Here is a 14,103-nt window from a genome sequence, read left to right as displayed (position 1 = left end):
CAACTATTTCCGCGGAGTATACCTACGAACAATAATTGTCCCAAAACTTCCTTGGTAAGACCTTTGTTCTACGCGTTTGAATAGTTTTTCGCACCATATAAAAAATGCGTGGTTTCTTGGTGTCGAGTGGCAGTTTGCTATTTCGATCAACCATAAATTGCGTTTGGATACTCTTTGTAAATGTTGTTCGCTAAAGTATATATATGGTTGTAAACGACGCGGAATATTTTGTTGTGGAGTAAGGTATACAAAAGCAGGAACAATTTCTTTTCCTTGTAAAGTGCCTTGTCTTTTGTAGTAATACATTGCAGGAACTTCGAGGTAGTAAGGATTGAAGCACAAAACATCGCCGCGTTCGATGTCGCGATATACTTCGTTGATGGCAGTATTCCATGGCTGTTTTTGTTTGTGGCTTTCGCTATGCAACATATACAAGTTAGTACATATTAGTGCAAACAAAAAGATACTAAGAATGCGTATATTTAGGCAACAAACGTTTATGATACATAATAGCAATGGTAGCAAGTAAATAAGATGTTTACTTTGAAAAACATGTCCTTTAAATGGGAAAAAAACCGTAATGATAGTGGGTAGAAGTATTACACTATACAACCATAGGTATTTTTTATCACTAAACAACAACGTAATACATCCAAGTATTAAAATACCCACAAAAATATATTGCGCGACATACAGTTGCGTTTCTCCCATCAAAAAATCTTGTAGTAATTCGTATAAATTCGCTAGTGTTACACTTCCGCGTTCTTTGACCTCTACCTGGGCAAATAGAGATAAACGCAAAGGAAGTACGTAGTAAAGCCACGGAAAAAATACCACTGTCGCGACTACCTGGCTTTTTACCCAACGCGCAAAATTAACTTGATGCGTTATCTGCTCGTAAATATTTCCGAAAACGCTATGGGTATTTTTTGCTGTGCGGATGTTATACAGAAGTTTTTGTTGGATTCCGCCATAAAAAAACAATATAGCCCCATGAGTAGCGAATAAAAAGGCCAGATAGTAGTACGTATAAAACCCTAAAATCGTGGCAAACGCATAAATAAAAAAATAACGCGTTTTGTTCGTCATCACTCCTTGGACAATACACCACGAGGAAAAAATGGCAAGAAAGTTTACTAAACTGTAGTGTCTTATATTTTGACTGTAATGAATTAAAAAATAGCTACATGCCAAAGTGATCGCACATAGCGAAGCTCTATAGTGGTCTGCCACTTTTGCAACAATGAGATACGCAAAAGCAATAGCTCCTATACCAAATAACATCGACAGTAGTTTCAGCCAAACAGGATGGTACGAAACAGACGCCCATAATCTCAACAGTACATAGTAGCAAGGCGGATGTGCATCGTTGTGCGCTACATAAGTGATTAGATCGGAAACAGATCCAATTTTTCCGGTAATACCGCTGCGCTCTAAACTATAGACTTCATCTAGCCAAAGTGATGACTCTACATCATAGAAACGCAAACACAAAGCGACAAGTATAATAAAAAAACACGGTGCGTATTGTAAAATTTTTTTGTAAAGCTTTTGGGTATCTGCTATCATAATCGCGCAAACTTTCTTTGAAATCTTTTACTAGGAGATGATAGGCCTTTATCTTTGTATAGCAAAGAATGTCCTTCGTTAAACTAATGAAATATGTAATGCCTGCTTTTTTGCAAAAGTTTCGTTGCCTTGAAGAAGGCTACTGTTGTCACCGTTGGAATATCAGTGTCAGCCCTAAAGAACTAGAAACCATTCTCGCAAATTTAAAAACCATACCTCAAAAAGATTGGCCGCAAGGTTGTGGCTTTGAAACGATACAAGATGACAACGGTAAAATCACAGATGTTTATACCAAAACATGTGAGAATCGTTGTTCTTTCCTCGTGGACAAAAAGTGTTTTTTGCACGCCAATTTTGGGCTGGAAGGAAAACCCATTATTTGTCAATCATACCCCTTCTATGCCCTTAAAACACCTAATTTATCTTATATTAATGCCTCAATGGCCTGTCCATGTACATTGCAAATGTTGCTGGAAAAAAACGATTTTACTCTTGTCAATCCCGCGCGTTCTGTTGGTAATAAATTTTCGCTAAAAGCAGATTTACAACATGTAAAAACAGTACAGATTACGGAAAAAGTCTCCACAAACTGGCAAGGTTTTTATCATATTCACAAAAAACTTTTGCGCAATTATAACGACAGCGCTTTTCTCGCACATGTTTGGAGCTTTTTTACGAAAACTCCGCAAGAGTACTTTACCTTTGAACAAATCAAAGATGTTTGTGAACAACCGTACAACACGCCCGAATTTTCCGAACAAAAACACCTATACTACACTCTTTTAGGTTGGCAACTTTGGTATCAGGAAAACTCAGGAGATGACGAAGTCAGCCCTGTTATTTCTTACTTTCTAGATTATCTGGGAATTTCTGATATAGAAAATATTCCCCCCGTCGCCACACAAAAATATTTTTCTTTATACCGTGAATATTTTTCCCAACAAGAGATTGTTGAGGTAATGGAGAATTACTTTTTTATATTGCTATTCAGCAGTGAATTGTACTTCACCGATAATATTGCACAAGCCCTATGTTACTTGAGTTTAGCCGTTTCCCTGGCGACATTTTGCGTTGTCGCGCAACTAGGGGATAGCCAACAACCTATACAGCGAGAAAATGTTCTCGATGCTATCTATGTTATCGAAAAATTCTTTTTCCATTCCGATTATTTTGCGGACATTGACAATCTGCATGTCCCTCCACATATTTTGCTACCACCCAAGGTTGAAAATTCATAACCCCTGCTTTTATACCTCTAGAAGTTCGAGTTTGTACGCATTTCTATTTGTCCAGTATTTTACGCAAACGCGTACCCTTAAATTTCTTTATAAGTTCTAAACCCCTGCCAGTATACTTGTTTTGGGCGATGTAACGGCGTAATTGTAATTTCCCATCACTTCCTTCTAAGAAACGCAATTGCCGCAATTGCTGTTGTGTGTAATTCTCAAAATTGGACTCAAAGATATCCAAGTATGCTTGTAACGAGTTATTTGTAGGGCCAAAGCCTTTGGCATACATATATTGTTGCTCTAGGCAGTCGCATATTTCTCCTGCGGTTTGGTAACGTTTTTCTGGATCGATTTCTAACATTTTCATGACGGTGTCTGACAAAATTTTTGGTATATCTTTCATCACCTCTGCCGGAGGAATAATTTCTTCCTGATGGAGACGCCGAATGTAATCAGTTTGTTCCTCCAACCCCATACCAAAAGGAGTTGCAAATAGGTTGATACCTGTTAAGCAAAAATAAGTAACTACTCCTAAGGCAAAAATATCGACGCGATGATCATAAAGGGGGTTTAGAAGTTGTTCTGGAGCCATGTAGTTCAGTTTTCCCATCAGAAGCCCCAATTGTTCTTTACCACCAACTGCCACCCCAAAATCAGATAGCTTGGCCACACCGTGATTATTAATAAGTATATTTTCAGGAGAAACGTCGCGGTGGATGATGTGGTTGTGAGCATAATCGAGTGCACGGCAAATGCGACTGACAACAAATGCTGTTAGCACCGGTGGTATTAACAGTTTTTTACGACGGTGTGCGCGAAATAGATTACCCAGATCTGTTCCTTCTACATAATCCATTACAATGAGATACAATTTTTGCTTTGTTTCGTTATTGTTTTGAGTGACTAGTTTACGCGAACGTCCAGAACGGCGTAAATGTCGTCGAAATACCAAAGGTTTCTTTTTTGGTTGTTGGCGCAGTTTGTTGTATTCAAGTGTTTTGAGATCTTCTTGAAAATATTGAGGAAATAAATCTACCGGAAAAGCTTCTAACCCGTATGTTTTCACAATGTTTTCGTGACGTAGTTGTGTAGCGATATTTGCTTCTTTTTTCAACATATCGAAATATTCGCTGGACAAACTTTTGATTGTTTTGAGAACGAGCAAATCGCAGACACCTTCACTGTGTTTTTCTGCAAGATACACAATGCCCATCCCACCGCGGCCAATTTCATTTACCAATTCATATGTCGATGTAGAATGAAAAGCAAGTCCTTCTAAGGAGGATATTTCTTTTTCTTCTGACACTTTTTTCTCCATTGAAAATGTTTTTTGTGCTAAAGTATTTATTAGGGCACGTCACGCCCTAAGATAAAGTAAGATTATACTAAAGTTTTATCTTTATGAGAACAGTTATGCATATTTATTCTGACAATTTTTGTGACAACGCACGACAAAACTATAAAAATGACAAATGGCAAGTCGAATGCGCCTTTAAAGCGTTCCATAACGAGTTTCCGGGAGGAGATCGTTTTGCCATTGATGTAAATTGCGATGGTCATTTGTGTTTTTACATCGCCGATGCCACCGGGCATGGCCACTGGGCACAACAACTTTGGGATCAATGCCGACAAGAATTTGATAGCGAGTGGCATAACTTTCTACAAACGTCTTTTTCCTCGCAAAATCTCTACGAATTTTGCCGCAAGATAAATTTCATTCTGCGCAAATACAAAGAAAAGTGTGACACGCAACTGTGTATTGCATTCGCAGCCTTATGTGGCAATGAATTGACATTTGCGAATTTTGGGTACGGAACGCACGTCCTTATTCAACAGCAAGGCCAAACACTGTGGCAACCACCATCTTCGCAGCCTTCATTTGGCTTAAAACTCGGGTGGTTTGACGAAGACATTTGGAAAAGTTCCTCGCGTGCATTTGTATGCCATACCGCGAAGGATGTGAAACGTTGTATTTTGATGACCGACAGTTTTCTCGGAGATGATTTTGCAAATCCACAGCAAACCATGTTGGATATTTCCCAAATGAACCAGCAGTGCTTGTCACTACAATTTAATGAAGTGGTGCCGTATTTTTTGAACACGTTTGCGCACGACGGCGATGATATGTCTCTTGTTGTTATTGAAAATATACAGCGTTAGGAACGTCATGTATTCCGCATCGAAGATATCCAGAGTTTTGTTGTTTTGGGCAATTTTTTTTCTGACAAATGCGTTATTTTACAACTACTTTTTTCTCGACTTTCTCAACACACGTTACTTTCATTTTTCTCACTTCTCCGCAAGCAAATACAAAATATTTTGTGTAGAATTCATTTATTTACTAATTGGTTTTACGCTGTTTTACATTTCCTTTTCCATCAAAACGACAGCAATGAATCATTTTTGGCAGTACGCCTTTATTTTCGCAAGTAGCATACTATCGCTATTTGTCATATGCGAATTAGCCCTTGTACCTTTTGTGGATTTGCGCTCTATATATACAAAAGACGATATCCGTGGCTGGAAATTACAAGCCAACGCCAAAGGACGTATTCTCGGAATGCCCTTTTCCATAAATGCTAAAGGTGTTCGTGGTAAAGAAATCGATTATAAACGTTCACAAAGTTACCGAATACTTTACTTAGGCGACTCCGTAACATTTGGATTTATGATTGAAAAGGATCGTGATACGCTACCCTACCAAATAGAAAATTGTCTAAAAAAACATCGTGTAAACGTCGAAACTATCAACGCAGGTGTTTGTGGTTATGCACCTTCCCAAGAATATGACTACCTAGTAAAAGAAGGTATAAAATACAATCCACATCTCGTCGTCATTTCTGTTGTCCTCAACGACGTAACAGATAATATTTTTTTTGAAAATTTAGGCGATAATATTGCCGGATTTGAATCTTTAGCACAAGACAATATTTTTACCTATAGTCGCTTTTTATTACTGTTGAAAATGCTATACGTCAGCAAAACGAAACGCCAAAATTATTTCGCTGTCAATCGCGAATTGTGTGACTCTCCACAGAATGATAAATTTGCTCAATACCTAGCGCAAACAAAGACAGAACTTTTGCAAATACAGCGCTTTTGTCGATCGCATAATATCAAAACACTTTTCGTGTTTTTTCCTTGTCAATATCAACTCTCGAAGAAACCATCACACATCACCCCACAAGTCATTTTACAACAAGACTTGTCTTTTCTCGATTTATACAACCCCTTTTACCAAGCGCAAAATGAAAAGCCCATTTACTACCGTGATTTTTGGCATCCGACTATCAAAGGTTACCACCTCGCAGCGCAAGAAATTTCGTCACATCTTTTGCCCACAATACCCAAGGTATATTTTACTTCGCGTCATTAGTGCGTTGCAACTTTGGTTTGAGTTTATAGATATGCAAATATGCTGGTATGCGATGCCCACAGAGCTGGTAACGGTCTATACGTATGTAAATATGCTAGTATGCGATGCCCCCACAATCGGCTTCGCCGATTACTCCCCACGGGGGAGTTTACGTAGTTCAAAAACTATTGAAAAAAACGCAACTTTGGTTCGAGTCAACCAAGCATGGTATTTATCGCGCACCAACGTGTCGTTTTTTCTATTACGAAGTGCTATACGTAAACCCTCCCACAGGGAGGGTCGCCGGCGATCAGCCGGCAAGGAGGGCATCGCACAATAACACAACGTTAAATGGTTTTAACTCATTGCATTAAGTGCTTGTTTTGAAACATTTTAAGTAGATTGCCTTTGCAAAAAAAATATCATTTTTTTGCAATTTTTTTTGGCAAAAATTGCATGTTGTGATGTAGAGTTTTTCTAGAGTATGCAACATACACTGCGATTGCATCTCGAATTCAGTATTAAAAAAAGACAAAATTTACTTGATAACAAACAAAATTATGATAAATGTAACGCAGTATGTTGTATTTTTGTATAATTTATGTACAGAGTAATTTTGTGCATGGTGAATGTGATCGGGGAAAAAGATGAAACCTTGTTACGATACAATCCCCTCGCTAAACCTCCAAGATTTTCTCGGTAGTGATGAAGGCAAAAAGCAAAAGTTTATCTACAACTTGGGTAAGGCTTATCAAGAATTAGGGTTTGTTACGATCAAAAATCACAACTTAGACGAGCCTCTCATAAACAAATTATTTGCCATATATCGTCAATTTTTTGATTTACCCGAAGAAGTCAAAAACAAATACTACGATGAAAAACTTTGTGGTGAACGAGGGTACACCGGAAAAATGCGCGAACGCGCAAAGGGATTTAAAGAAGCAGATTTAAAAGAATTTTTTCATGTTGGTCAGGAGAGAGAACGCAAGTATCCTACCAATATTTGGCCTAGCGAAATAACTAATTTTAGCAAAATAAACATAAAAGCGTTCAAAGCACTTGAAAACATCGGTTTTTCGATTCTTGAAGCGCTTGCGCTCTTTCTCAATCTTCCTCAAGATTTTCTCAAGGAAAAAGTCACCTTGGGCAACAGCGTTCTACGCGCTATTCACTACTTTCCTCTCGAAAATTACCCCTCCTCCGCTGTACGAGCTGCAGAACATTGCGACATAAACTTCATTACGGTTCTCATGTCGGCAAGTGCAGAAGGACTCCAAGTGAAAAGACTTGATGGCAAGTGGATCGATGTTAAACCAGATCCTGAGAGCATTGTGATTAATGTGGGTGATATGTTATCGCGTCTGACAAACAACCGCCTCAAATCAACAGTTCATCGCGTTGTCAACCCCTCTCCTGAAAAAATGCACCAACCGCGTTATTCCATTCCTTTTTTTATGCACCCTAGACCAGACGTCAATTTAGCTAGTCTAGAAAGTTGTGTTGACAAACAGCACCCCAAACTCTATTCAGATATCACAGCAGGTGAATTTTTACATCAAAGACTGGTAGAAAATGGTCTAAAAGTATAAATTTTTTGTTATACTCTCATGTTTTACATGAGAGTATTTCTTCGCCTGTGAAGGGAATGCAAAATGGATTCGAATTTCCTAGCCTTTGGTATTACATGCTATCTTGTACTTCTCGTATCGACTGTATTACACGAAGCAGCGCATGCTTACGTTGCGATGAAGTTTGGTGATTTGACAGCCTACTACGGTGGTCAAGTTTCTCTTAACCCTATGCCACATATTGAACGTGAACCTGTCGGACTGGTGGCTGTCCCCATTATTTGTTATTTTTTAGGTGGCGCGCCTCTAGGATGGGCAAGTGCACCTTACAATGTCGCGTGGGCAGATCGTTATCCGAAACGCAGCGCTCTAATGGCACTAGCAGGTCCTCTGGCCAATCTCTTTTTGGCAATATCAGCATACACGATTATTATGTTTGGTTTACATGATGGATGGTTAACACATCCTCAACGTGTGAGTGGCGGGTTGATAGGACTTACACAATTTACTTCCCCCGTTGCCGAGGACAGCCATATTATGATTGGTGTTGCCACTACCCTGAGTATCTTTTTTTCATTGAATGTATTGTTGTTTATTTTTAACTTAATACCCGTTCCACCTCTGGATGGCAGCTCTATTATTAAATTATTCATGTCGGAAGATATGGCGCGAAGATATCAAGTGGTGGCCTGGACGCCGATCAATTCACTGATTGGACTTATGATCGCTTTATCGGTTTATAATTTCCATATCGCCAAATATCTTTCATGGTTTGTACTCAAAGTTCTCTATCCAGATATTGAATATTCATAGTGACTTATGCGATTAGAAAGAGTCGTTCCCGAACGGTTTCGGGAACGGAATTGTTTTTTCATCCATCTACTTTCCCAATATTTTTTTGTAAAGTGTCAAAGTTGATTTTTGTATTGTAGGTAAAATAGTTATGTGCTTATTGATCTTACTCACGGGATAGTAAATGGTTTCTATAGTATTTTTTGCACTGGGAAAAGAATATTTGACCACTTCAAAACTGAGAACATACGTACTTGCAAGTAGTAAAAAAACAACAAACCACACCAAGCCGTGTTTTTTGTGCTTTTCTTTTTTTGAAGGAACAGGTTTTTTTTCCGAGCGAATGGCTATATGCATTGGGTCGACTTTACGTGTTCCTTTACGTCCTATTCTGGGAAGAACTCTTTTACCTGTCACCGGTATACTTCGATGCTGTGGCGTACTATCGATATTTTTTCGCAACACCTCTTGACTCTGCGGTTTTGGTGGTATATTTTCTTGAAGATCGGCCTCCATACCCACTTGTTCTTCCTCTTGTACAGCCCGTTGCAATTCGCCAAGGGTTCCGATATAGGTATTTTCTTGATATTCTTTGGGTCTTTCTAAAGCAAATTTTCGTTTTTTCACCACAAACTCCTTATTTTTGACGATACAAAAACTTCTTGATTTTGTTTGCTTCCTTAAAGCGTGGATTCAGTTGTAGTACGTATGAAAAGTCAACACGTGCTTTGCCATACTCTTTGTTTTTTATGTGTACTTTGCCTCTCTCATAGTATGCTTCAAACATTTCTGGCTCCAGGGCAATTGCCTGTGAGAAATCTTCTTCTGCAGAGGCGTACTCGTTCATCAGCGTGTAAATTTTACCACGTTTCAAATAAAAAAAAGGTACTTGAGGAGTCAAGAATATCGCCTGAGTATAGTCTTCTATTGCCCCAGTGAAATCTTTCTTGTCTTTTTTTATAGATCCACGCAAATCATAGTATTTGGCATAACGTGGCTGAATGCGTATCAGGTGTCCCATGTCATTTATGGCGGCGTCATAATTTTTTTCAATTCTGTAAGCGAGCGCTCTATTGCTGTAGGAATCGAGCGAAAATGGATCTAAGGCAATGGCTTTGGTAAAGGCCACAATTGCTTGTGTTGTTCGCCGTGGTTTCATATTCATATAACAAGCACCTAAGTTATTATGTGGCATAGCTTCATTTGGTTCAAGCTGCAAAGACATTTTGAAATCGCGTATCGCTTCTTCCACACGCCCGAGCATCATAAGAGCGGTCCCGCGGTTTAAGTATCCCTTTGGATCATTCATATCGCGATCTATTAATTTTGTTAATTCCATGACCCCTTGCTGTGCTTTTCCGCTGGTAATTAGAAGAAGAGCGCGATTACTGTAGGCTTTGGTATTCTCGGGATCGGCTTGTATGGCTGCATTGTAATCCCTATATGCCATTTGAGGTTGACGTAGCATTGCATAAGTTACCCCGCGGTGGTTATATGCTTTGGCGTTTTGTGGATCAATATAGATTGCCTCGGTGAAGTGACTCAAAGCTTCGCGAAGGTTACCTTTGAAAAAATGCATTGAGCCACGACGGTCCCATTCTTCAGAAGACAATACCATATTTGTTTCGCGTAGTGGCATTGGAATCCAACTAAAAGGTAAGTTCGTACGCTTATAAAAAAAAGAATCGTATTCCATATCGTGGAGTACATCGAAAATGGCATCGTTGGCGCGAATATCTTTTAGCCTTCCTAGCGCCCAGATAATCGCTTCTGCTTCGCGCATGTTGGTACGTACATTGATCGCGGAAAGTCTATCAACAAAAATAGTGACCAACTCTTTACCAGCAAATATCAAGTTGGGATCGCGAAGTCTCCCCAAAACTTCGATGGCCATCACTCTTTGCAATAGGTCTTTTGCCTGGAAATATTCAAAAAGTTTTTCGCAAATAAACGAATTTTTCATACGTAGTATTTGTACCACATAGTCTTCCCACAACTCTTCTGATGCATTTTGCAAGTCTTGCATGATTTTTGTTATTTTTTTTTCCTGTGCAGCAAAACGTTGATGGTAGGTATTTTGTAGTTGTTCCAACAATCGCGTTCCATTTTCATGGTCGAGACTTTTACACCTTTCAAAAGATAGCTCCGCGAGAAAAAAGTTATCCTGTTGCAAAGCGAGAAAACCAAGGCGTTTTTCGAGAAGGTACAGACTTTGTTTTACCTGAATGTGTTCCGGGTCCAAAAGCAGTAATTTTTCAAGAATGAATAAATTTTGTCGATACTGGGAAAACAGCGTAATTTGCGCGTCACTTTCGCGCATGCGGTTGATAAAAGGCTGGATTTGTTTTAATTCTTTGGAAATTTTGATCTGTAGTTCTTGATTTTTTTTATAGGTATACAATTTTTCGCGATCTTTTTCTTGTACTTCGAAAACAACCCACATGACACTAAATATGAACAATATGATGCATAAAATACTCAACCCCACACCCGCGGTTTTGCTACCTTGGACCTTTTTAATGAAGCGATCAATCCATGTCTTTTGTGTGGCAACAACGCTTTTCCCTTCTAGATATTGCAACAAGTCATCCGCTAAAGAGGCAGCGCTTTGGTAACGATCTTCGGGATTTTTTTCCAATGCCTTCAAACAAATATTTTCTAAATTTTTAGGAATGAGCTTTTTTATGGTACGTGGTGGCTGTGGTTCGCGTCCGACAACTTGAGAAATGAGCTCAGAAAATGAATTGGCGGTAAAGGGAGGACGTCCGGTTAAAAGCTCATATAATATAGCCCCCATAGAGTACACATCACTGCGCGCGTCTATTTCGCGTGTCTCTCCACGGGCTTGTTCTGGGGACATGTAAAACACCGTACCCATGACTTGGCCACTTTTGGAAAGTTCATTATTTTCCGAAAGAACTTTAGCAAGTCCAAAATCCATGACTTTGGGCTCTTCGTTCTCCATGATTATATTGGCGGGTTTTAAATCGCGATGGATAATTCCTTTACCATGAGCATAGTGTATTGCTTCGCTTACTTTCATCATAATCGTGGCAATTTTATTCCAACTTAGCCGATTGCTTTTGCTCAAATTTTCAAGTGTTGGCCCACTAATATATTCCATAGTGAAGTAATGTTGCCCATTTTCGCAACCAATGTCAAAAACACTCACGATATTGGGGTGGGCCATAAGTGCCGTTGCCTTTGCTTCTTTTTTAAAGCGTTTGACACCGACTTCTCCAAAGTCACTTTTGAGAATTTTAATGGCGATGGTTCTATTGAGATTAGGGTCGTACACTTGATACACTTTGCCCATACCACCTTTACCAAGTTCTTTGAGAATGTTGTACCGTGCAAAGCGCAGTTCAATAATGCTTTCAATATCTTTTTTACTCAAGCATCCTTCGCGGATAAAAATTTGCGCAAGAGTAACATCTTTGCCTATTTGGCGCATATTATTCTGTATTTTTAGACATCTCGCGAGTTCGTTGCCTTCTATATAACTGAAAGTCAATGCTCTTTTGGCTAGTTCTGCATCATCAATTTTCACCACTTACTCCTTTGGTTTCCACCATTCAAAAAAACCATTGTCTCTTTTTCTGCGAAGTTGTAAATACGCGTTTCCAAGTTTATTTTTTCATAGGTGGTGGTACTCTTCTAAAATATCCTATATTTTTTAGAAACTTCCATAAAAAATTACTAAATAAATAGCGATTGTGATATAAGGAATGTATATTATTCTACCAATCCATGTTGCAATCGTCTATAACTGTTCAAAATTCCTGAGTAACGGAGATTACGATGAGAAGTATACTATTCGCTCTTGTTTTCTTGGTAAATCTTTACTCACAAACTTTTATCAAAAATTATCAGTATCAATGGCAAGATACAAATAATTTTACGCAAATCTCTACGGAATGGAAAATCACAGAGAATATTCCATTATTTCACAATACCTCAGATAAGTATTTGTGGGTCAGATTTCAAATCCCTCAGCACTCTTACACAAAGCCCGCGCTTTGCATACCATCGATTTATCATCACTTTACGGTGATGGATCATCAACAAGTTATCTATCAACATGGTGATTTTTACTCCTCACAACAATTTTTCTCCTATGGAGATCTACATAAAATTTCGACAGACATAACACAAAACGAATACGTCTATTTGTGCATTCGTTCTTCACTAAGCGAAATTGGAATAACTGAGGACATATTTATCACAGAAACGGATAAATACTATATTGAAACAATAAAAGAAGAGTCTGGACGTCTTATTTTGGGTAGTATTTATATTTTTTTAGGTATTTTTTCACTACTACTTTTTTTTCACCGCAAAACGCAAACGATTCTCATCTATCTCGGAAGTTTTTCTCTGGCACTGGGAGCGTACACAATATGCTGGTTGCAAATTAAAAGTTTTTACCCTGTTTCTGATTTATGGTGGTTGTATATTGAATACATAAGTTTGTACTCGTTGCCCATTTTCTTTTGTTGTTTTTTTATGCAAATTTTTGGCGCAGGTCCAAGACAACTTATTGCCACATCGATTAAATTGCATACTTGCTATCTAAGTTTTTGCTTGATTTATGCCATCTTTGACCCTCTATGGTGGCCAACAAGCCTGATAGGATTCCATTGTTTATTTCTTTTTAGTGCGGGTTTGGTGTTTTTCGTTTCCTTTCGTGCTGTTATTCAAGGAAATAACAACGCCAAGATTTTTATTGGTGGTCTAATCATTTTGATTTCGTTTGCGACATACGATGTACTTGGTAAATTGAAAATGATTACATGGTCAAAACCAATCGTTCACTGGGGAATGTTTGTATTTATGATGAGTATTGCCATTATTTTAGAAAGACGTTTCTACTACACTCATCTGCAATTGGAAAAAATAAACAAGGCATGTAGTCGTTTTGTTCCTTGGAAGTTCATGGAACTCTTGGGATATGAGAATATTACCGAAGTAGCATTAGGTGATCAGATCGAAATGAAAACAACCGTACTGTTTTCCGACATACGCTCTTTCACCTCACTTTGCGAAAATATGACACCGCAAGAAAATTTTAACTTCATCAATTCGTACCTACAAAAAATAGTTCCTATCATCCGCAAGTACAACGGATTTGTCGATAAGTATATCGGTGACGCAATCATGGCGATCTTCCCTGGTGAACCGATATATGCCTTACAAGCCGCAAGAGAAATGATCGAAAAAATCGACGAATACAATAATGAAGCAAAACCAAAGTACCCTCTGAAAATAGGTGTGGGAATTCATACCGGAACACTAATGCTAGGTATTATAGGTGAATCGGAACGCATGGATTGTACAGTAATTGCCGATGCCGTAAATACTGCTTCGCGTTTAGAAGATTTGACGAAAAAATACAATGCGGGAATTATCACCACAGATGTCACTTTAGAATTTATAGAAGGGGAAATCCCACATCGTTTTCTTGACAAAGTAACGGTAAAAGGAAAAAAACATCCTGTGGCGATTTATGAGATACTCACAAAAGTTTCTCATGATAGGGAGTAACGGTCACGGTCACGACTACGGTACTACGGTCACGGTCACGGTCACG

General features: G+C 38.6%; 10 protein-coding genes. 6 read left to right on the top strand and 4 right to left on the bottom strand.

The window, feature by feature from the left end:
- Positions 1-3: 3 nt before the first annotated feature.
- Positions 4-1,569, bottom strand: a complete 1,566-nt coding sequence (locus UABAM_RS01500; protein ID WP_151966220.1) for a glycosyltransferase family 39 protein — start codon at positions 1,567-1,569, stop codon at positions 4-6.
- Positions 1,570-1,667: 98 nt separating this feature from the next.
- On the opposite strand from UABAM_RS01500, the gene UABAM_RS01495 reads away from it, so the two are divergent.
- On the top strand, positions 1,668-2,807 hold the full coding sequence (locus UABAM_RS01495) for a hypothetical protein (protein ID WP_151966219.1): 1,140 nt from the start codon (positions 1,668-1,670) through the stop codon (positions 2,805-2,807).
- Between the two features lie 43 nt (positions 2,808-2,850).
- On the opposite strand, the gene UABAM_RS01490 is transcribed toward UABAM_RS01495, so the two are convergent.
- Positions 2,851-4,104 carry a serine/threonine protein kinase gene (locus tag UABAM_RS01490; RefSeq protein WP_173013074.1) on the bottom strand — a complete coding sequence of 418 codons (1,254 nt, stop codon included), beginning with the start codon at positions 4,102-4,104 and terminating at the stop codon, positions 2,851-2,853.
- Positions 4,105-4,211: 107 nt separating this feature from the next.
- On the opposite strand from UABAM_RS01490, the gene UABAM_RS01485 reads away from it, so the two are divergent.
- The 4 genes from UABAM_RS01485 to UABAM_RS01470 all read left to right on the top strand — a co-directional run bounded on the left by UABAM_RS01485 (position 4,212) and on the right by UABAM_RS01470 (position 8,534).
- The gene (locus UABAM_RS01485) at positions 4,212-4,958 is read left to right on the top strand and encodes a SpoIIE family protein phosphatase (RefSeq protein ID WP_173013073.1); all 747 of its coding nucleotides are present in this window, start codon (positions 4,212-4,214) and stop codon (positions 4,956-4,958) included.
- Between the two features lie 7 nt (positions 4,959-4,965).
- Positions 4,966-6,174 (top strand): SGNH/GDSL hydrolase family protein, encoded by a 1,209-nt coding sequence (locus tag UABAM_RS01480; RefSeq protein WP_173013072.1) that lies wholly within the window; start codon positions 4,966-4,968, stop codon positions 6,172-6,174.
- A gap of 626 nt (positions 6,175-6,800) precedes the next feature.
- Positions 6,801-7,742, top strand: coding sequence for an isopenicillin N synthase family dioxygenase (locus UABAM_RS01475; protein WP_151966215.1), 942 nt, complete (start codon positions 6,801-6,803; stop codon positions 7,740-7,742).
- A 63-nt stretch (positions 7,743-7,805) separates the two neighbouring features.
- Entirely contained in the window at positions 7,806-8,534 is a 729-nt protein-coding gene (locus UABAM_RS01470) for a site-2 protease family protein (RefSeq protein WP_151966214.1), read from the top strand.
- Positions 8,535-8,600: 66 nt separating this feature from the next.
- Here the strand turns inward: UABAM_RS01470 and UABAM_RS01465 are convergent, their stop codons facing one another.
- Together UABAM_RS01465 and UABAM_RS01460 are read right to left on the bottom strand one after the other, a co-directional pair.
- Positions 8,601-9,140, bottom strand: coding sequence for a hypothetical protein (locus tag UABAM_RS01465; protein ID WP_151966213.1), 540 nt, complete (start codon positions 9,138-9,140; stop codon positions 8,601-8,603).
- Positions 9,141-9,150: 10 nt separating this feature from the next.
- Positions 9,151-12,063, bottom strand: coding sequence for a protein kinase domain-containing protein (locus UABAM_RS01460; protein ID WP_151966212.1), 2,913 nt, complete (start codon positions 12,061-12,063; stop codon positions 9,151-9,153).
- 251 nt (positions 12,064-12,314) lie between these two features.
- Here UABAM_RS01460 and UABAM_RS01455 point away from each other — a divergent pair, with 251 nt between their 5' ends.
- Entirely contained in the window at positions 12,315-14,057 is a 1,743-nt protein-coding gene (locus UABAM_RS01455; protein ID WP_151966211.1) for an adenylate/guanylate cyclase domain-containing protein, read from the top strand.
- Positions 14,058-14,103: the final 46 nt, after the last annotated feature.

Source organism: Candidatus Uabimicrobium amorphum (assembly GCF_009002475.1).
In the GTDB taxonomy this organism is placed as follows: domain Bacteria; phylum Planctomycetota; class Uabimicrobiia; order Uabimicrobiales; family Uabimicrobiaceae; genus Uabimicrobium; species Uabimicrobium amorphum.
The sequence above is the reverse complement of the archived record's forward strand: the minus strand, read 5'-3'. Positions and strand labels throughout refer to the sequence as shown.

What these genes read in the sequence shown, in the direction of transcription:
- UABAM_RS01500 (WP_151966220.1), bottom strand. Translation starts at nt 1,569, where the DNA reads ATGATAGCAGATACCCAAAAGCTTTACAAAAAAATTTTACAATACGCA.
- UABAM_RS01495 (WP_151966219.1), top strand. Translation starts at nt 1,668, where the DNA reads ATGCCTGCTTTTTTGCAAAAGTTTCGTTGCCTTGAAGAAGGCTACTGT.
- UABAM_RS01485 (WP_173013073.1), top strand. Translation starts at nt 4,212, where the DNA reads ATGCATATTTATTCTGACAATTTTTGTGACAACGCACGACAAAACTAT.
- UABAM_RS01480 (WP_173013072.1), top strand. Translation starts at nt 4,966, where the DNA reads ATGTATTCCGCATCGAAGATATCCAGAGTTTTGTTGTTTTGGGCAATT.
- UABAM_RS01475 (WP_151966215.1), top strand. Translation starts at nt 6,801, where the DNA reads ATGAAACCTTGTTACGATACAATCCCCTCGCTAAACCTCCAAGATTTT.
- UABAM_RS01470 (WP_151966214.1), top strand. Translation starts at nt 7,806, where the DNA reads ATGGATTCGAATTTCCTAGCCTTTGGTATTACATGCTATCTTGTACTT.
- UABAM_RS01455 (WP_151966211.1), top strand. Translation starts at nt 12,315, where the DNA reads ATGAGAAGTATACTATTCGCTCTTGTTTTCTTGGTAAATCTTTACTCA.